This window comes from Delftia sp. JD2 (assembly GCF_001682645.1).
Classification (GTDB): domain Bacteria; phylum Pseudomonadota; class Gammaproteobacteria; order Burkholderiales; family Burkholderiaceae_C; genus Comamonas; species Comamonas acidovorans.
On record NZ_LFJT01000001.1, the window covers coordinates 156083 to 173559 of the forward strand.

Below are 17477 nucleotides of genomic sequence, written 5' to 3' on the forward strand. Positions count from 1 at the left end.
GCACCATGTCCGCCCACCCCGCACAGCACTGGCCCGTCTCCATCGGCGAGGCCGCGCGCCGCGCCGGTGTCTCGGCGCGCATGGTGCGCCACTACGAAGCCCAGGGCCTGCTGCCGCCCATGCACCGCACGGACGGTGGCTACCGCCAGTACGCCGAGGCCGACGTGCATGCCCTGCGCTTCATCCGCCGGGGGCGCGACCTCGGTTTTTCCATGGACGAGATCGCCACCCTGCTCGGCCTGTGGCAGGACAAGAGCCGCGCCAGCAGCCAGGTCAAGGCCATCGCCCAGCGCCACATCGACGAACTGACCGAGCGCATCGCCGCCATGCAGGCCATGCAGCGCACGCTCAAGACCCTGGTGCACTGCTGCCACGGCGACGACCGGCCGGACTGCCCGATATTGGATGATCTGGCGGCGCAGGAGAGTGCGGCGCCGTAGCGTGTCTCACGGCAGGGAACGGCGCTTCAGCCGCCCGCCTTCGCACGCTTTGCAGGCTTGCCCACCTTGGGTGGCTTGGATAACTTGGGCGTATCGAGAACATCCGCCCGCCGCAACACCCCCCCCATCAAGGTATCAATGCACTGCTGCGCCACTTCCTCGGCCGAGTACTGGCCGCCAGGCTGGTACCAGCGGCCTATCCAGCTGAGCGCGCCAGCAATCACGAAGGCGGTCATCTTGGGGTCGCAGGGGGCCAGCGAGCCCTCCTGCACGCCAGCGGCCACCAGGCGGCGGAAGGCCTGGTCTATGGCGGCCTTCTGGCGGCGCAGTTCGCGGCGGCTGTCGGGGGGGACCTGTTCGTCGCCGACACGGATCAGGCACATGCCGAAGTCCATGGTGACGATGCGCGCATAGACCTGCATGCAGGCGCGCAGCTGGTCCACGGCCTGGCCGCCTGCGCGGCGCGAGGCCTCGATGCCTTCCAGCGTCATGGCCAGGCCCTGGTTCACGCACTGCAGCAGGATCTCGTCCTTGTTCTTGACGTAGTAGTACAGCGTGGGCTTGCTCACGCCCAGCCGCGCGGCGATGTCGTCCAGCGAGGTGGCGGAGAAGCCGCGCTCGTTGAACAGCTGCGCGGCGGCCTGCAGCACGGCCTGGCGCTTGGCCTCGCGCTGCTGCTCGCGGTCAGGCGTGCCGCTCCAGGGCGAGTCCACGGCGGGCGCCGCACGGCCGTTGCGGGTGCGGGTTCCGGAGCTGGGGCTGGGTCGGGTCTTGGTTTCAGGGCTCGATGGCTTCATGGCGGCGGTCGCACCGGGGAAATCACCGATGCTGCATGCGGTGGGCGACAACCAGAATCTACTCCAAAGTAAACAGCCTACGCATCAGTAGGCTCCTGCCCGGCTCGACGAACCAACGCACGAGAGCGCCATGGAGACACACCCCGACGGCGGCCCGCCCGCCCCCTTGCTGCAGGTCGATGGCGTCACGCTCGCCTTTGGCGGCGTGAAGGCGCTGTCGGGCGTGGGCTTCGATGTGCAGTCCGGCTCGATCACGGCGGTGATCGGCCCCAACGGCGCGGGCAAGACGTCGCTGTTCAACACCATCTCGGGCTTTTACCGGCCCACGGGCGGCTCCATCCGCTTCCAGGGCGAGGACATCACGCGCATGCCGGCGCCGCGCCGCGCGCGGCTGGGCCTGGGGCGCAGCTTCCAGAACATTGCGCTGTTCCGGGGCATGACGGTGCTGGACAACATCAAGCTGGGCCGCCACGCCCACCTGCGCACCAACGTGCTCGACGCCCTGCTCTACCTGGGCCGCGCACGCCGCGAAGAGGCCGAGCTGCGCCGCGACATCGAGGAGCGCATCATCGATTTCCTGGAGATAGACCACATCCGCCATGCGCCCGTGGCCGCCCTGTCCTACGGGCTGCAAAAGCGCGTGGAGATGGCGCGCGCCCTGGCCATGCAGCCACGCATCCTGATGCTGGACGAGCCCGTGGCCGGCATGAACCGCGAGGAGACCGAGGACATGGCGCGCTTCATCCTCGACGTGCGCGCCGAATGGGGCGTGACCGTGCTCATGGTGGAGCACGACATGGGCATGGTCATGGACCTGTCCGACCATGTGGTGGTGCTCAACTTCGGCCAGGTCATCGCCCAGGGCACGCCCGCCGTGGTGCAGGCCGATCCCGAGGTGAACCGCGCCTACCTGGGCGCGGGCGACGTGGGCGAGCTGCGCCAGCGGCTGCGCGGCGCGGCCGAACGGCCAGCGCCCGTCGGGCACCTGCCCGCCATGGCGCAGAGGGCCGCATGATGGACTGGGCCTACCTGTTCGAGATCGCCCTCACGGGCCTGGCCGCAGGCGGCCTGTATGCGCTGGCCGCGCTGGCCTTCGTGGTGGTCTACAAGGCCACGCGCGTGGTCAACATCGCCATCGGCGAGCTGCTGATGGTGGGCGCCTACCTGTTCTTCACCTTCGCGGCCATGTTCGCGCTGCCGCTGTGGCTGGCCATTCCCGCCGCCGTGCTGGGCACGGGGCTGCTGGGCGCGCTGATCGAGCGCACCATGATCCGGCCGCTGCTGGGCGAGCCGCCGATCTCGGTGTTCATGGTCACCGTGGGCCTGGCCTCGGTGCTGGTGGGCCTGGTGGAGCTGATCTGGACGGCCGACCAGCGCCGCCTGCCCGAGTTCATGCCCACGCAGCCCGTGATGATCGGCGAGGCCTTTCTCGCGCCCAAGGTGGCCTGGGGCGCAGCCGTGGCCGTGGTCTTCATCGCGGCCGTGCTGCTGGTGTTCCGCTACTGGCGTGGCGGCGTGGCCCTGCGCGCCACGGCCAGCGACCAGGCAGCGGCCTATTCGGTGGGCATCAACGTGCCGCGCGTGTTCTCGCTGGCCTGGGTGGTGTCGGCCATGATCGCGGCGGTCTCGGGAATCATCGTCGGCTCCATCGGCGGCATCTCGTCGAGCATGGGCGTGTTCGGCCTGTCGGTGCTGGTGGTCGTCATCGTGGGCGGGCTGGACAGCGTGCTGGGCGCCCTGGTCGGCGGCCTGTTCATCGGCCTGGTGGAGGCGCTGGCCGGCGCCTACCTGGGCGGCGAGTACAAGCTGCTGGCCACCTTCATCGTGCTGGTCGTGGTGCTCATGCTCAGGCCCTACGGCCTGTTCGGCACGCACGAGATCGAGCGGCTCTAGACAGCTTCAGAAAGACGGCAGCATGCGCATAGGCACCCTCAAGGAAAGCTACATCGCCGATGCGGCGCTGTTCGACTCCCGCACGCAACGCATCTGGCTGGCCATGGCCGGCGCGCTGCTGCTGCTGTTTCCCTTCATGGCCAGCGACTACTGGCTGTACCTGGCCTGCCTGGTCAGCATCAACGTGGCCGGCGCCACCGGGCTGAACATCCTCACCGGCTACACGGGCCTGGTCAGCCTGGGACAGGCCGCCTTCATGGGACTGGGCGCCTACACGGTGGCCATCGTGCAGGCGCGCTGGGGCACGCCCGTGCTGTTCAACCTGCTGGCTGGCGGCTTCGTGGCCATGCTGGGCGGCATCGTGGTGGGCCTGCCCTCGCTGCGCGTCAAGGGCCTGTACCTGGCGATTGCCACCATCGCGGCCTCGTTCATCGCCCATTTCCTGTTCGCCAACCTCAGGCTCACGGGCGGCACGGCGGGCCTGACGCTGCAGCCGGCCACGGTGTTCGGCGTGGCGCTAGACACCTCGTTCCGGCTGTACTGGGTGATCGTGCCCGTCACGCTGCTGATGCTGCTGGGCGCGGCCAACCTGTTTCGCACACGCATAGGCCGCGCCTTCATCGCCATCCGCGACCGCGACATCTCGGCCGAGGTGCTGGGCATACCGCTGCTGCGCTACAAGCTGCTGTCGTTCGGGCTGTCTTCGTTCTACGCGGGCGTGGCGGGCGGGCTGTGGGCGTACTTCTTTCGCGTGGTCACGCCCGAGAGCTTTCCCCTCTTGATGTCCATCTTCTTTCTGGCGGCCATCATCGTCGGCGGCATGGGCTCCATCCTGGGCGGCATCCTGGGCGCGGTCTTCATGACCATGGTCCCGGAGCTGCTCAAGCTCATCGTGGACCTGCTGCCCGGCGGCTCGGAGCTGGCCGTCTTCCTGTCGCCCGTGCGCACCATGGTGTTCGGGCTGCTGATCATCGTCTTTCTGGTCTTCGAGCCGCAGGGGCTCGCAGAAATGTGGCGGCGCCTGCGCCGCTTCTTCCACCTGTGGCCCTTCCGCAATTGAGGCGGCGCCGCGCACGACAAGCAAAAGGAGACAAGCAATGCAGCAACACCCGACCTCCTCGCGCCGCCGCAGCCTGCTGCTGGCGGCCGGCGCCAGCCTGGCCGCACCGCTGGCCGCCCGTGCCCAGGCCGGTGGCGAAGACATCGTGATCGGCGGCTCCATCCCCATGACGGGCGTGTTCGCCTTCGCGGGCGTGGGCATCAATGCCGGCATGGGCGACTACGTGAAGATGGTCAACGAGGCCGGCGGCATCAAGGGCCGCAAGATCCGCTACGTGCCCGAGGACACGGGCTACAAGGTCGATGTCTCGGTGGCCGCGTTCAAGAAGATCACCAGCCAGAACAAGGTCAACCTCTACTACGGAGACTCCACGGGTTTTTCCAAGACCATCAACCCGGAGCTGGACCGCAACGGCGCCATCCTCATGGCGGGCGCCTCCTTCGCCACCGAGCTCAACAACCCGGCCAAGTACCCGAACCAGTTCCTCGTGGGACCCGACTACACGGAGATGTTCGGCATCCTGCTCAAGCACATCGCCAAGGAAAAGCCGGGCGCCAAGGTGGCCTTCGTCTACTCCGACTCCGAATTCGGCCGCGACCCCATCGAGGCCAGCGAAGCCGCCGCGAAGAAGCTGGGCCTGAACGTGGTGGCCAAGCTGATGACACCGCCCGGCAGCGTGGACGTGTCCACCGAAGTCATCAAGCTGCGCCGCGCCGCGCCCGACTACACCATCTTCCACGGCTACATCCTCGCGCCCATTCCCGAGTTCATCCAGCAGGGCAAGCAGATGGGCATGACCAGCCAATGGATGGGCACCTTCTGGACCATGGACAGCTCCACCGTCATGAAGATGGGCGAGGCCGGCGACGGCTTCATGGGCGTCATGCCCTACCGCTACTACTACGACACCTCGGCCAAGGCGCCCATGCTGGACAAGATCCGCGCGCTGCGCCCCGAGTACCAGAGCACGGCCTATATCCAGGGCTTTCTGGCGGCCATGCTGTTCGTGGAATCGGCCAGGCGCTGCCTGGACGCGGGCAAGCCGCTCACCGGCCCCAACCTCAAGGCCGCGCTCAACTCCATCAAGGACTTCGACACGGGCGGACTGATCGGCGTGCCCATCACCATCAAGGGCAATTCCATCCCCGTGGGCCGCGTCTACAAGGCAGATATGAAGGCGCAGAAGATGCTGCCCGCCTCTGACTGGATCGCACTTTGACTGTCGTCCGAACAGACGCCCGCACATGACCGAGCAGCCCACGGACAAGGTCCTCGAAATCAACAACATCGAGGTCATCTACAACAAGGTCGTGCAGGCCCTGCGCGGCCTGTCGCTGGCCGTGCCGCGTGGCCAGATCGTGGCCCTGCTGGGCAGCAACGGCGCGGGCAAGAGCACCACGCTCAAGGCCGTCTCGGGGCTGCTGGCGCTGGAGGACGGCCTGCTGGCCAGCGGCAGCGTGCGCTACAACGGCCAGTCCACCGCGCAGTACGCGCCCCAGCAGCTGGTGCGCCTGGGGCTGTCGCATGTGATGGAGGGCCGGCGGGTGTTCGAGGACCTCACGGTGGAGGAAAACCTCGTGGCCGCGACCTACGCGCTCACGGGCCGCAATCAAGTCAAGCCCGACTTCGACCTGGTCTACAGCTACTTCCCGCGCCTGCATGAGCGACGCAAAGGCCTGGCCGGCTACCTGTCGGGCGGCGAGCAGCAGATGCTGGCCATTGGCCGCGCGCTGATCGCCCAGCCCCAGCTCATGCTGCTGGACGAGCCCTCGCTGGGCCTGGCGCCGAAGCTGGTGGAGGACATCTTCACCATCATCGCGCGCATCAATGCCGAGCGCGGCACCTCCATGCTGCTGGTCGAGCAGAACGCCACCGTGGCCCTGGCCGTGGCGCACAGCGGCTACATCATGGAGAACGGCAAGATCGTCATCGACGGCCCGGCCGAACGCCTGGCCCAGGATGCCGACGTGCGCGAGTTTTACCTGGGCATGGGTGGCAGCGGCGAGGTGAAGAGCTTCCGCGATCTCAAACACTACAAGCGCCGCAAGCGCTGGTTGTCCTAGCCTGGGAACGCACATGCAAGCCCTTCCCGAACTCACCCTGCCCCAGATGCTGGCCGAACGCGCGCGCAGCGATGCCCAGCGCGTGGCCATACGGCAAAAGGACTTCGGCATCTGGAAGCCCACCAGCTGGGCGCGCTACCACGAGCGTGCCAGCCACTTCGGGCTGGGCCTGGCGCAGCTGGGCCTGCCGCCAGGCGGCCACATGGGCGTGATCTCCGAGAACCGCATCGAGTGGGTGCTGGCCCAGATGGGCGCGGGCCTGATCGGCGCCATCACCGTGGGCGTGTACCCCACCAGCCCCACGCCCGAGGTCGCCTATGTGGCGGGCCATGCCGATGTGGACATCATGGTCTGCGAGGACCAGGAGCAGACCGACAAGCTGCTGGCCGCCCTGCCCCAGCTACCGCGCCTGAAGAAGATCATCGTCATGGAGACCAAGGGCCTGCGCAGCTTCGCGCCGGAGGTCCGCGCCCTGATCGCCACCTTCGACGAGGTCGAGCGCCTGGGCGCCCAGGCTGCCCAGGCCGCCAGCCGCGCCCCCATCGAAGAGGCGCTGGCACGCCAGACGCTGGATGACGTGGGGCTGATGATCTACACCTCAGGCTCCACCGGCAAGCCCAAGGGCGCCATGATCACCTACCGCAACATCCGCGGCGTGGTGCCCGGCATTGCCGAGCGGCTGGGGCTGGACGGCGGCACGCGCCACCTGTCCTACCTGCCGCTGTGCCACGTGGCCGAGCAGATGCTGACCAGCTTCGTGCCCGTCTACCTGGGCTCGCAGGTGCACTTCGGCGAGTCCATCCGCACGGTGCAGGAAGACCTGCGCGAAGTCGCGCCCAACATGTTCCTGGGTGTGCCGCGCATCTGGGAAAAACTGCATGCGGCCATCAGCATCAAGATGCAGGAGACCGGACCGCTGCGCCGCGCGCTCTACCGGCGCGCCATGGCGGCCTGCGCGCCGCTGGCCGAAAAGCCCCGCAGGCAGTGGAGCCTGGCCGAGCGCCTGGCCTGGGCGGCCAGCTACTGGAGCGTGCTGCGCGCGCTGCAGAACTTCATCGGCCTGCGCGAGGCGCGCGTGGCGCTCACCGGCGCCGCGCCCATACCGCCCGACGTGGTCCGCTTTTTCCGCACGCTGGGCGTGCCGCTGATCGAGGTCTACGGGCTGACCGAATCCACGGGAATGGTTACCGGCCACCGCCTGGACGACGTGGCCGTGGGCAGCGTGGGCGTGGCCACCGAAGGCGTGCAGTGGCGCATCGCCAGCCATGGCGGCCAGCCCGGTGACGAAGGCGACGGCAGCGGCGAGCTCCTGATCAAGGGCGACATGGTCTTCGCGGGCTACTACAAGAACCCAGAGGCCACGGCGCAAAGCCTGCAGGACGGCTGGCTGCACACGGGCGACGTGGTGCGCGTGCAGGGCGGCCAGCTGCGCATCGTGGACCGCCTCAAGGACATCATGATCACCGCCGGCGGCAAGAACCTCACGCCCTCGGAGATCGAGAACACCATGAAGTCCAGCCCCTTCATCAAGGAGTGCATCGTCGTGGCCGAGGGCCGCAAGTTCGTGGGCGCGCTGGTGCAGATCGACTATGAGACCGTGGGCCAATGGGCCCAGGCGCGGCGCATCCCCTTCACGCATTTCCGCTCCCTGGCCGAGATGGCCGAGGTGCGCGCGCTGATCGATGCCGAGATCGCGCAGGGCAATGCGCGCCTGGCCCAGGTCTCGCATGTGCGGCGCTTCCATCTGCTGACCAAGGAACTGGACCACGACGATGGCGAAGTCACGGCCACGATGAAGGTGCGCCGCTCGTCCATCTACAAGACCTACGCCGCCGAAATCGACGCCCTGTACCACTGATCCGCTCCCATGACCGACACGCAAGACACCCCGCTGCTGCTGCACCGCGAAGGCGCCATCGCCACGCTGACCTTCCACCGCCCCGCCGCCCTCAACGCCATCGACGTGCCCATGGCGCTGGCACTGCGCGATGCCGTGCGCACCCTGGCCCAGGACCGCGCGCTGCGCTGCGTGGTGCTGAACGGCGCGGGCCGCGCCTTCATGGCGGGCGGCGACCTGGACACGCTGGCCGCCGACCCCGTGCGCGGCGCGGCCGAGCTGCTGGCGCCGCTCAACGAGGCCGTGGCGCTGCTGGGCCAGCTTGATGCGCCCGTCATCGCCAAGGTGCACGGCGCGGCGGCAGGCGCAGGCCTGTCGCTGATGCTGCAGGCCGACTTCGTCTACGCGGCCGAGGGCACACGCTTCAACCTGGCCTACATCAACCTGGGCGCCAGCTGCGACGTGGGAGCCTCCTGGGCGCTGCCGCGCATCGTGGGCCTGCGCAACGCGCTGGAGATCGCCATGCTGGGCGAGACCCTGGACTGCGCCCAAGCGCAGCGCCTGAGCCTCATCAACCGCGTCCTGCCGCCCGCCGAACTCGACGCCGCCGTGCAGCAGCTGGCCCATCGCCTGGCCGCCGGCCCCACGGTGGCCCTGGGCCATATGCGCCGCCTCATGCGCGCGGGCCTGGACCGCAGCCTGCGCGACCAGCTGGCCGCCGAGGCCTGCGCCTTCGATGCCTGTGCGCGCACGGCCGACCTGCCGCGCGGCATTGCGGCGTTCCACGCCAAGCAGGCACCGCAATTCGAGGGACGTTGACCTGCGCCCGGAACTGACGCCGAGGCGGCTGCGCTGCCTGCCGCCTGCCCGGCACAATGCACTCCATCCCCCGTGTTCATCGCTTCGAGGAGCTTCACCATGACCCCACGCGACGTCTTCGTCGTCGGCACTGCGCGCACCGCCATCGGCACCTTCGGCGGCAGCCTCAAGGACGTACCCAACACCCAGCTGGCCACCACGGCCGTCAAGGCGGCCATCGAGCGCGCGGGCCTGGCGCCCGACGCCGTCGGCCACGTGGTCATGGGCAATGTGATCCCCACCGATACCAAGGACGCCTACCTCTCGCGCGTGGCCGCCATCGATGCGGGCTGCCCCATCGAGACGCCGGCCTTCAACGTCAACCGGCTGTGCGGCTCCGGCCTGCAGGCCATCGTCTCTGCCGCCCAGGCCATTGCGCTGGGCGACTGCGACGTGGCCATCGGCGGCGGCAGCGAGTCCATGAGCCGCGGCCCCTACTTCGACCAGGCCGCCCGCTGGGGCGCGCGCATGGGCGACGCCAAGAGCATCGACTACATGCTGGGCATCCTGCACGACCCCTGGCAGAAGATGCACATGGGCATCACGGCCGAAAACGTGGCCGAGCGCTACCACATCAGCCGCGAAATGCAGGACGAACTGGCGGCAGCCAGCCACCAGCGCGCGGCCGCTGCCATTGCGGCAGGCCACTTCAAGGAGCAGATCGTTCCCGTGGAGATCTCCACGCGCAAGGGCGTCGTGGTCTTCGATACCGACGAGCATGTGCGCGCCAGCACCACCATCGAATTGCTGTCCACCATGAAGCCCGCGTTCCGCAAGGAAGGCGGCAGCGTGACGGCCGGCAATGCCTCGGGCATCAACGACGGCGCCGCCGCCGTGGCCCTGGCCGCAGGCGATCGCGTGGCGGCCCTGGGACTGAAGCCGCTGGCGCGCCTGGTGGGCTACGCCCATGCCGGCGTGGACCCCGCCTACATGGGCATAGGCCCCGTGCCGGCCACGCAGAAGGTGCTGCAGCGCACGGGCCTGAAGATTGCAGACATGGACGTGATCGAGGCCAACGAGGCCTTCGCGGCCCAGGCCTGCGCCGTGATCCAGCAGCTGGGCATGGACCCGGCCAAGGTCAACCCCAACGGCTCGGGCATCTCGCTGGGCCACCCCGTGGGCGCCACGGGCGCCATCATCACCACCAAGGCCATCGCCGAGCTGCAGCGCACGGGCGGCCGCTATGCGCTGGTGACCATGTGCATTGGTGGCGGCCAAGGGATCTCGGCCATCTTTGAAAGAGTCTGAGCGCCGCCTGGGCGTGGCGATGTTTCACATGAAACATCGCCACCGCAGCCGCCTGCCGGCCTAGAAAGGCGCTTCTTCAGGCGCCGTATCCACGGGCGCCAGGGCCGGCCCAGTCAGCGCACCACGGCCCGAGGCCGCTGCACGCGGTGCCGCTGCGGGAGTCTGGGCAGCGGGTGTCTGCAGCGATGCCGGCAGATCCTGGCCCAGGCCCGTGCGCCCTTCCCCACCCAGCGCCTCGATCAGATCGGGGATGAGCCTGGACAGCTCGCCCGTGGCAATCGCCACATCGGCATCGAAGCCGCCGTCGTCCTGCGACTGGCCTTCCATCACGGCATCGAGCAGCGCGATCTTGCGGATCTGCAGACCCTCGGTCAGCACAAAACTCACGCGGTCATCCCAGGTCAGCGCCAGGCGCGTGGGCAGCTTGCCGTGCTCGATGTGCTGGCGCACCTCGTCGATGTCCAGCGGATGGCGGGCATAGCGCACCACGGCCTTGGATTCGTCGGCGGCCTTGAGCTCGCATTCGCGGTCAATCGAGAAGCCGGCCGGGCTTTCCTGCGTGGTCAGCCAGTGCGCCATGGCGGCCTGGGCGCTGGTCTGCGTATCGACCAGGGCCAGCGCAAAGCCTGTGAGGCCCTCCACCAGCGAGCTGACCACCTCGTCGGCGCGCGCCTGGCTGCCCGTGTCCAGCACCAGGGTGCGGGCCTGCGGGTCCAGCCAGACCCACATGGCGCCCTGCTTGGTGAAGGCCATGGGCAGCAGGTCCAGCTTGGCCTCGTCCTTGAGGTCCTTCTTTTCCTTCTTGCCGGGCTTGCGGCCTTCGGTGGCCTCGATGTGGGCAGCCTTTTCGTTGACGCGGCGGTTGAGCACGCTGGCCGGCAGCATCTTGGCCTCGGTCATGAAGCGCATCACCCACTGATTGGCCACGGACTCGGCCAGCGGGCCATGGGGCTCGCCGCGCGGCGGCACCCAGCCGGCGCTGCGCTCCTGAGTGGCGCCGCACTCGGCAAACGGGCTCTTGCCCAGGGCTTCTTCAAGCTGCTGCAAATCGCCCTGCCAGCTCTCGGCAATGCGATAGACGATCATGTTTTTGAACATAGCGAACCTTTGCTCGGACGGACTGCGGCTGCGCCGCAGCAGGGGTGTGCAACACCGGGCTGCGCCGCCTCCATCCAGAGGGAGAAAACAGAAAAAACAGCAGGGGCGCCATGCCTTGGCGCCCCGCCCGGTCATTGTGCATGCCTGGCACCGGACGGCGCTGCACAAGCTTGTCAATTCTTTACAAGCCGTGCGCAAAACCTCACTGCCCCGATACATCGGACGACCACACTTCAATCATCCGCTGCACAGGGCTCGCCAAGTGCCTTGACGGCGGCCTTCAGTCACCCTCTCCAGAAAGGATTTTGGAATGACCACCACCTTCCGCCGCACCCTCGCCAGCGCCGCCGCTGCCACCGCCTTGCTGGCATCGTTCGCCCTGCCCTCGTACGCCCAGACCGCCGCGCCGGCAGCACCGGCTGCAGCCACCACGCCCAAGCCCGAACGTCCCATGCACAAGCCTGGCGAACGCCGAGAGCACATGCAGCAGCGCATCGCCAAGCTCAAGGCCGACCTCAAGCTCACGCCGGCCCAGGAGACCGCATGGAACACCTATGCGGCCACCTTCAAGCCCGGCGAGCGTCCCCAGCGCATGGAGCGCGAGGACTTCGCCAAGCTGACCACGCCCCAGCGCATCGACAAGATGCGTGAAATGCGCGCCCAGCGCGCGGCCGATGCCGATCGCCGCGGCGAAGCCACCAAGGCCTTCTACGCCCAGCTGGATGCCAGCCAGCAAAAGACCTTCGATGCCGCCACGCTGCACAAGGGCCACCCCGGCCACCACGGCATGGACCACGGCCCGCGCCATGACCACAAGAGCGGCCAGGCCCGCCCTGCCCCGGCACCCGCCCAGTAAGCAGCCACCTGGCCTGCCCGCCACCAGCGGGCAGCCGGATTGCTTGCGCCAGCCCTTGCACGGACGCCTTGTCAGGCGGCCGACAGTGCAAGGGCTTTTTTGCTGACTCCCCGATCTTCCCCGGACTGCCTAGAGTGGAACAGGCACAGCATTGTGTGCTGCCCCGGAGAAGATCATGGCCCCCAAAAACACTCAAACGACGCCATCCAGCTGCCAGAACCACGCAACGGCGCGCAAACATCCACCAGAACGTTCAGGGCGACCAGAGCGACTAGAGCGACCAGGACGACCCGCAAGTTTTGCCGCCGTGCTGCTGGCCGGTGCAGCGGCCGTCCTGCCCCTGGCGGCGCAGGCGCAGTCCACGCCGGAATCCTCCCCCTCCATGTACCTGCAATACGGCGCGGCCGAGCACAGTGCCGACAGCTGGACCGTGGGCGTCACCGTGCCCTGGCGCAACTGGCGCCATGCGTTGTGGGGCGGCCAGCTCAGCGGCTACTGGGATGTCTGGGGCGCCCGCTGGTCGGCGCCGCTGGAGGGTCGCGATCGCGGCACCTGGGTCATCGGCGTGAATCCCACCGTGCGCTGGCGTCCCAGCAACGGGCAGTCGCCCTGGTTTGCAGAAACCGGCGTGGGCCTGAGCTGGGCGCTGAACCGTCGCTACGTCACGGACGAGAAGGAATTCCCCACGCGCTACAACTTCGCCACCCATATCGGCGTGGGCTACCTGTTTGGCAGCCAGGGCCAGCATGAGCTGGTGTTGCGGCTGGAGCACCATTCCAACGCAGGCATCAAGAAACCCAACCCCGGCGAAAACTTCCTGCAGCTGCGCTACGCCCACCATTTCTGATCACGGTTGCGGATCCCGGCGAGACCACCTTCGAGGTGGTCTTTTTTTGCCCGCAGCTGCCCTGTGGAAAAACCTGGGCATAAAAAACTCGTAAATCCCTGCTTATCCACAAGGAGGATGCGCCATGGAAAGTTGTGCCCAAAACGGGTGCAGCAGCGAAGCAGCATCCACCACAGGGTTTGAAGTGTCTTAAGTTGTTGATTTTTATAAGACAAATTCAGTTATCAACAATTAAGCACTTCACTTACTACTACTACTAATTAAAAAATAAGAGAGATAGGAATAACAGCCAAGGGTGGTTTTTCACAGTGGCAAGACCGTTCTGGATAAAAAAAGGCAGCCGGTCCGTCAGGAAAAACGGCCTGTCAACAGGTCACAGCACTGCCAGACCATGTGCTCATCCATGTCTGGCAAGCCTTCTTTTCATCTGGGTAAACCAAAAAATCCTTATAGATCAACAACTTGAATTGCAATAAAGGAAAAAATACACATCGCACAAAACTGTGGATAGATGAAGACCAACTCAACAGTTATCCACAGAAAAAATCGAAACAGGCAAACTATCCCCGTTCGGGAGACACCGGGAACAGGGCTTTGATCACATGTTTTTCAATCGGGCAAGGCATTGTTTTTTTTGAGGAATAGTGAGTTATCCACAGAGATGTCATGCCTCTACTACTACGACTACTCTTTATAAGAAGATCAAAGAACAACCGAAGGCGAAGTCACGCGGGAAGCGAAGGCCGAACGGTTTTTCAAAAAAACAGACGTGCCAGGTTGTCTGGAGCCTGGGCATGTCCAGACGAGGGACTGCTCCAGCGAAATTGGCGCGCCTGTGTTCAAAAAATTTCGGATCGGTTCGCGCGCCATGGCCGTATGCACGAAGACGCACGAAGACAAGACTTCCTCGCGGCCTCGCAGGAACGCTGTGGAACGGGCGCTTTTCCACAACGGGCTGTGCACTGGACGTGGAAGACTTCAGGAAAACGCGGTTTGCCAGGTGGACGCAAGCGGATGCGCCAGAGGCAGTGTTCGGCCATTCAAAAAAATTCAACCCCTTGTTGCCGGCCTGCAAGAGGACTGCGCATCCAGATCAGGAGCAGCAGATCCAGTCCAGGCAAGGGCAATCACGAAAAGTGATGGCTGCTGGCGCACCAGGGCAAGAGGACGTGAATCAGCCCGAGCGCTTCAGCGGCCTGCAGAGGACCGTGGAGGCTTGGCAGCTGTCAGGCCCTGGGTTGCCCGCGCAAGCGCGTCCTGGGCGTTCCACAGGCCTGTTGGAGGGATCTGTTGGCGGGTATGGCGGGGCCGGGGAGCAGGCACGGTCTGCGAGATCCAGCGGTATCCAGCGGGATCCGGGACCGTGCTGCAGAGGGCATGTAGGGAGATGCGGGAGCCGGGAAATACGGTTGCCCACAGGCTGTGTGCAAGTGGCCTGTGGGCAATCGGCAAGCTCGCTGATTGAAAAAATCAGCCGTGATCAATGACTTGCATATGCAAGGGAATGCAGTGGCGACAGGGCGCGGCCTGTTTTTCGCATGCTTTCCACAGGGTCCGGCTCAGCGTGCCGGGCGGCGCTGCAGGGCAAAGGGCGGCAGGCCCTTGAGCAGCTGCTGGCCATAGCTGGTGTTCACCAGTCGCCGGTCATAGCAATACACATGGGCCTGGTCTTCCTCGGTGCGTATGGCGCGGCCCACCCACTGGGCCAGGCGGATCGCCGTGGCCGGCACCACCAGCTCATTGAAGGGGTTGCGGCCGCTGCTGCGCAGCCATTCGGCCCGGGCCTCGCCCACGGGGTCATCGGGCGGGGCAAAGGGCAGCTTGGTGATGAACAGGGACTCGCACAGCGCGCCGGGCAGGTCCAGGCCCTCGCCGAAGGACTGCATGCCGAAGATGATGGACGGCTCGCCCATCTCCACGGCATCGCGGTGGCGGGCCAGCAGCAGGGCGCGGGGCATGGCCGTCTGCACCAGCACCTGCGAGCGCATGGCCGTGGACAGCGCATCCACCGCCAGGCGCATCTGCTCGCGCGAGGTGAACAGCACCAGGGCGCCGGCCTGCACGTGGGACAGGTCGCCCAGCAGCGCGTCCACCATCTGCTGGGTGAAGCGGGCGGCCTCCTTGGGGTCGGCCACGGTTTCGCGCGCCACCAGGGTGCCCTGGCGCGCGTAGTCGAAGGGGCTGGGCACTTCCAGCGTGGTCACGGCCGCATCGTCGTGCAGGCCTGCCTCGCGCAAAAAGAAGTCGAATTGTCCACAGCTGGTCAGGGTGGCCGATGTGAGCACGGCACCGCGCACCTGGGACCACAGATGGTGGCGCAGCGTGGCACCGGGCAGGATGGGGCTGGCATGGGCCTTGACCACGATGTACTCGCCATCTGTCTCCAACGTGAACCATTTGGCATTGGGAACGCGGCTACTGTCGTCATCCTGCGCTGGCTGTTGCATCAGCAGCTGGGCCGTGTCATAGACGGATTCCAGGCGGGGAGCCAGTGCGCCAACCTGTGCATAAGCTGTAGACAGCCTGCGTGCTTCCTCTGGATTGTCCTTGATGGCGGCGCGCAGTGCCTTGGAGATGGCGCGCAGCGCATCCAGAAAGCTGTTGGCATGGTGGGCGGCCTTGCCCAGAGGCTCCAGCAGGGGCTCGGGCAGCATGCCGCGCGGTGCGCGCACCCGCGCCGGCCCCCAGCTGTCCTTTTGTGACTTGAGCGTATCGCCGTACAGCTCCATCACCAGGCGCGCCAGTTCCTGCAGCTGCTGGCGCAGCTGGCTGGCATGGGCTGGAAGGTCTGCCAGTTCTTCGACCTCGACCATAGTGTTCACGCGCAGGGCGCGGCTGGTCAGCTTGTCTATCCAGCCCAGGCGGCTCAGGTCCATCTCGCCGGCGAATTGGCCCAGCGCCGTGGCGGGCAGATGGTGGGCTTCGTCCAGCACCAGCAGGCAGTTGTCCAGTTCGGGCAGCAGCCGCGCACCCAGGGAGGACAGCAGCAGATCGTGGTTGGCCACGATGACCTGGGCGGCCACCAGGTCCTTGCGGCGCTCGTAGTAGACGCAGTTGCTGAAGGCCGGGCAGTGCTTGCCGGTGCAGGACGAGGATTCGGCCGCCACGGGGCTCCAGGCCTCGGCCTCGGGCGGGGTTTCCAGAGAGTCGCGGTCGCCGTCCCAGGCCTGGGACGCCAGCGCGTTGGCCATGCTTTTGTAGAACTGCATGCGCGCCTCCAGCTCCTGGGCCGGGCGTGCCACGCGGCTTTGGGCCTGCGCCTTTTCTTCGGCGAACAGATCGTCCAGATCCTCGTCCTGGGCCTCGCCGGTGCTGGCCAGCCGCTCCAGCTTGAGCTTGCAGACAAAGCGGCCCCGCCCCTTGGCCAGCGCGAATTTGAAGGGCTGCTCCAGCTGCTGGGCCAGCGCGGGCAGGTCCTTGTTCACCAGCTGTTCCTGCAGGGCGACGGTGGCCGTGGAAATCAGCACCCGGGTGCCGCGCGCCAGCGCCATCGAAATGGCGGGAATGCTGTACGCCAGCGATTTGCCCACCCCCGTTCCGGCCTGCACCACGGCAATGGACCGGGTGGGCTCCGGTGCGCCCTCATCGATTTTTCCCAGCTGGGCCTGGCTGAAGGTCTGCGCGATCTGGGCCGCCATTTTTCGCTGCCCCTCACGATTTCGGAACCCTGGGATGGCCCCGACCACGTCATCAAAGGATTTCAGGGCCTGATCAGCCCATTTTTTTTCATGCATTTCGGCGTGTTTTGACCAAATGGATCATCTTGGTCCATCTGTTTATAAAGATTCGTACAGTGATATGTATTAAATAAGATGCGAAATCTTATGAAATACAGCGCACAAAGCGCGTTTTTCGTATGCCGTACAGCCTACAAGCTGCCCGTCATATGGATCACTGAACCCGCCAATCGCATGTGTGCACAGGTGGGTATCGGTCACCGGGATGGACATCTGTCCACCGGCTGTTCCTGGATTGTTCCCATGGCCGTTGATGACCATGCGCGTGGCTGCATCCACAGTCTTGCCCACAGCGGCCAGGGCGTTCGGCCTGTGATCAATCCTGTGTACATGTTGTTGGCATGCTTGTGGATTGATTGGGTGATTGTCACCATTCACCATTGATTTGCAACGGATTTTTCATGGGTTCAGGTTCCCCGCGATTTCCAGAAGACGGTGGAAGTTGTCACCACTGTGGAAAACAGGGCCTGTGCAGATCTTTGGCTTTGCATAGCACGTTTTTCCCCGGGATATCCACAGGTCTGCGGCCGCTGCGGCTGGGGCCCTGGTGCACCGCAGGCGGCAGGTCCGCGGCGGCGCAGCGGATCGCGCTGGTTCTCGAAAAAGCCCAGGCGATCCCTGCCGGGGAGCAGCCCCGGGCGCCGGCCCAGGTACGCGAATGTCTTACCAAACGGTAATGAAGGCTTCACGCACGCAGGAAGATGCGTTTTCTAGCATCTGTTTCATCTCAGGAGACAAGGGTC

15 protein-coding genes are annotated in these 17477 nt (G+C 66.1%); 12 read left to right on the forward strand and 3 right to left on the reverse strand.

Annotated elements, in window-relative coordinates; translation table 11 throughout:
* Positions 1–5: 5 nt before the first annotated feature.
* The gene (gene cueR / locus ACM14_RS00695; protein ID WP_012201974.1) at positions 6–440 is read left to right on the forward strand and encodes a Cu(I)-responsive transcriptional regulator; all 435 of its coding nucleotides are present in this window, start codon (positions 6–8) and stop codon (positions 438–440) included.
* Between the two features lie 26 nt (positions 441–466).
* Here cueR and ACM14_RS00700 read toward each other — a convergent pair whose 3' ends face one another.
* Positions 467–1237 carry a TetR/AcrR family transcriptional regulator gene (locus ACM14_RS00700; RefSeq protein ID WP_065344969.1) on the reverse strand — a complete coding sequence of 257 codons (771 nt, stop codon included), beginning with the start codon at positions 1235–1237 and terminating at the stop codon, positions 467–469.
* A gap of 130 nt (positions 1238–1367) precedes the next feature.
* On the opposite strand from ACM14_RS00700, the gene ACM14_RS00705 reads away from it, so the two are divergent.
* The 8 genes from ACM14_RS00705 to ACM14_RS00740 all read left to right on the forward strand — a co-directional run bounded on the left by ACM14_RS00705 (position 1368) and on the right by ACM14_RS00740 (position 10196).
* Positions 1368–2252, forward strand: coding sequence for an ABC transporter ATP-binding protein (locus tag ACM14_RS00705; protein WP_065344970.1), 885 nt, complete (start codon positions 1368–1370; stop codon positions 2250–2252).
* Positions 2249–3130, forward strand: coding sequence for a branched-chain amino acid ABC transporter permease (locus tag ACM14_RS00710; RefSeq protein ID WP_013799949.1), 882 nt, complete (start codon positions 2249–2251; stop codon positions 3128–3130). The genes ACM14_RS00705 and ACM14_RS00710 overlap by 4 nt, the downstream gene beginning before the upstream one ends.
* A gap of 22 nt (positions 3131–3152) precedes the next feature.
* Positions 3153–4190, forward strand: a complete 1038-nt coding sequence (locus ACM14_RS00715; protein WP_043825211.1) for a branched-chain amino acid ABC transporter permease — start codon at positions 3153–3155, stop codon at positions 4188–4190.
* A 37-nt stretch (positions 4191–4227) separates the two neighbouring features.
* Positions 4228–5409, forward strand: coding sequence for an ABC transporter substrate-binding protein (locus ACM14_RS00720; RefSeq protein WP_012201969.1), 1182 nt, complete (start codon positions 4228–4230; stop codon positions 5407–5409).
* A 25-nt stretch (positions 5410–5434) separates the two neighbouring features.
* Entirely contained in the window at positions 5435–6253 is an 819-nt protein-coding gene (locus tag ACM14_RS00725) for an ABC transporter ATP-binding protein (RefSeq protein WP_065344971.1), read from the forward strand.
* Positions 6254–6266: 13 nt separating this feature from the next.
* Positions 6267–8111: a long-chain fatty acid--CoA ligase gene (locus ACM14_RS00730; protein ID WP_065344972.1), complete on the forward strand. Its 1845-nt coding sequence runs from the start codon at positions 6267–6269 to the stop codon at positions 8109–8111.
* 9 nt (positions 8112–8120) lie between these two features.
* Positions 8121–8909, forward strand: a complete 789-nt coding sequence (locus ACM14_RS00735; RefSeq protein ID WP_065344973.1) for an enoyl-CoA hydratase/isomerase family protein — start codon at positions 8121–8123, stop codon at positions 8907–8909.
* Between the two features lie 99 nt (positions 8910–9008).
* Positions 9009–10196: an acetyl-CoA C-acyltransferase family protein gene (locus ACM14_RS00740; protein ID WP_065344974.1), complete on the forward strand. Its 1188-nt coding sequence runs from the start codon at positions 9009–9011 to the stop codon at positions 10194–10196.
* A 60-nt stretch (positions 10197–10256) separates the two neighbouring features.
* On the opposite strand, the gene ACM14_RS00745 is transcribed toward ACM14_RS00740, so the two are convergent.
* Entirely contained in the window at positions 10257–11294 is a 1038-nt protein-coding gene (locus ACM14_RS00745; protein ID WP_065344975.1) for a recombination-associated protein RdgC, read from the reverse strand.
* A gap of 310 nt (positions 11295–11604) precedes the next feature.
* On the opposite strand from ACM14_RS00745, the gene ACM14_RS00750 reads away from it, so the two are divergent.
* Together ACM14_RS00750 and ACM14_RS00755 are read left to right on the forward strand one after the other, a co-directional pair.
* Complete coding sequence (locus ACM14_RS00750; RefSeq protein ID WP_065344976.1) at positions 11605–12150, forward strand: Spy/CpxP family protein refolding chaperone; 546 nt, start codon at positions 11605–11607, stop codon at positions 12148–12150.
* 175 nt (positions 12151–12325) lie between these two features.
* Positions 12326–12997 (forward strand): acyloxyacyl hydrolase, encoded by a 672-nt coding sequence (locus ACM14_RS00755; protein WP_065344977.1) that lies wholly within the window; start codon positions 12326–12328, stop codon positions 12995–12997.
* A gap of 1559 nt (positions 12998–14556) precedes the next feature.
* Here ACM14_RS00755 and dinG read toward each other — a convergent pair.
* Entirely contained in the window at positions 14557–16731 is a 2175-nt protein-coding gene (gene dinG / locus ACM14_RS00760; protein WP_084027225.1) for an ATP-dependent DNA helicase DinG, read from the reverse strand.
* 90 nt (positions 16732–16821) lie between these two features.
* On the opposite strand from dinG, the gene ACM14_RS31055 reads away from it, so the two are divergent.
* Positions 16822–17118: a hypothetical protein gene (locus ACM14_RS31055; protein WP_139093283.1), complete on the forward strand. Its 297-nt coding sequence runs from the start codon at positions 16822–16824 to the stop codon at positions 17116–17118.
* Positions 17119–17477 lie beyond the last annotated feature (359 nt).

Excerpts from the sequence above, each read along its gene's own strand:
- cueR (WP_012201974.1), top strand. The coding sequence starts at position 6 with ATGTCCGCCCACCCCGCACAGCACTGGCCCGTCTCCATCGGCGAGGCC.
- ACM14_RS00700 (WP_065344969.1), bottom strand. The coding sequence starts at position 1,237 with ATGAAGCCATCGAGCCCTGAAACCAAGACCCGACCCAGCCCCAGCTCC.
- ACM14_RS00705 (WP_065344970.1), top strand. The coding sequence starts at position 1,368 with ATGGAGACACACCCCGACGGCGGCCCGCCCGCCCCCTTGCTGCAGGTC.
- ACM14_RS00710 (WP_013799949.1), top strand. The coding sequence starts at position 2,249 with ATGATGGACTGGGCCTACCTGTTCGAGATCGCCCTCACGGGCCTGGCC.
- ACM14_RS00715 (WP_043825211.1), top strand. The coding sequence starts at position 3,153 with ATGCGCATAGGCACCCTCAAGGAAAGCTACATCGCCGATGCGGCGCTG.
- ACM14_RS00720 (WP_012201969.1), top strand. The coding sequence starts at position 4,228 with ATGCAGCAACACCCGACCTCCTCGCGCCGCCGCAGCCTGCTGCTGGCG.
- ACM14_RS00725 (WP_065344971.1), top strand. The coding sequence starts at position 5,435 with ATGACCGAGCAGCCCACGGACAAGGTCCTCGAAATCAACAACATCGAG.
- ACM14_RS00730 (WP_065344972.1), top strand. The coding sequence starts at position 6,267 with ATGCAAGCCCTTCCCGAACTCACCCTGCCCCAGATGCTGGCCGAACGC.
- ACM14_RS00735 (WP_065344973.1), top strand. The coding sequence starts at position 8,121 with ATGACCGACACGCAAGACACCCCGCTGCTGCTGCACCGCGAAGGCGCC.
- ACM14_RS00740 (WP_065344974.1), top strand. The coding sequence starts at position 9,009 with ATGACCCCACGCGACGTCTTCGTCGTCGGCACTGCGCGCACCGCCATC.
- ACM14_RS00745 (WP_065344975.1), bottom strand. The coding sequence starts at position 11,294 with ATGTTCAAAAACATGATCGTCTATCGCATTGCCGAGAGCTGGCAGGGC.
- ACM14_RS00750 (WP_065344976.1), top strand. The coding sequence starts at position 11,605 with ATGACCACCACCTTCCGCCGCACCCTCGCCAGCGCCGCCGCTGCCACC.
- ACM14_RS00755 (WP_065344977.1), top strand. The coding sequence starts at position 12,326 with ATGGCCCCCAAAAACACTCAAACGACGCCATCCAGCTGCCAGAACCAC.
- dinG (WP_084027225.1), bottom strand. The coding sequence starts at position 16,731 with ATGCATGAAAAAAAATGGGCTGATCAGGCCCTGAAATCCTTTGATGAC.
- ACM14_RS31055 (WP_139093283.1), top strand. The coding sequence starts at position 16,822 with ATGAAATACAGCGCACAAAGCGCGTTTTTCGTATGCCGTACAGCCTAC.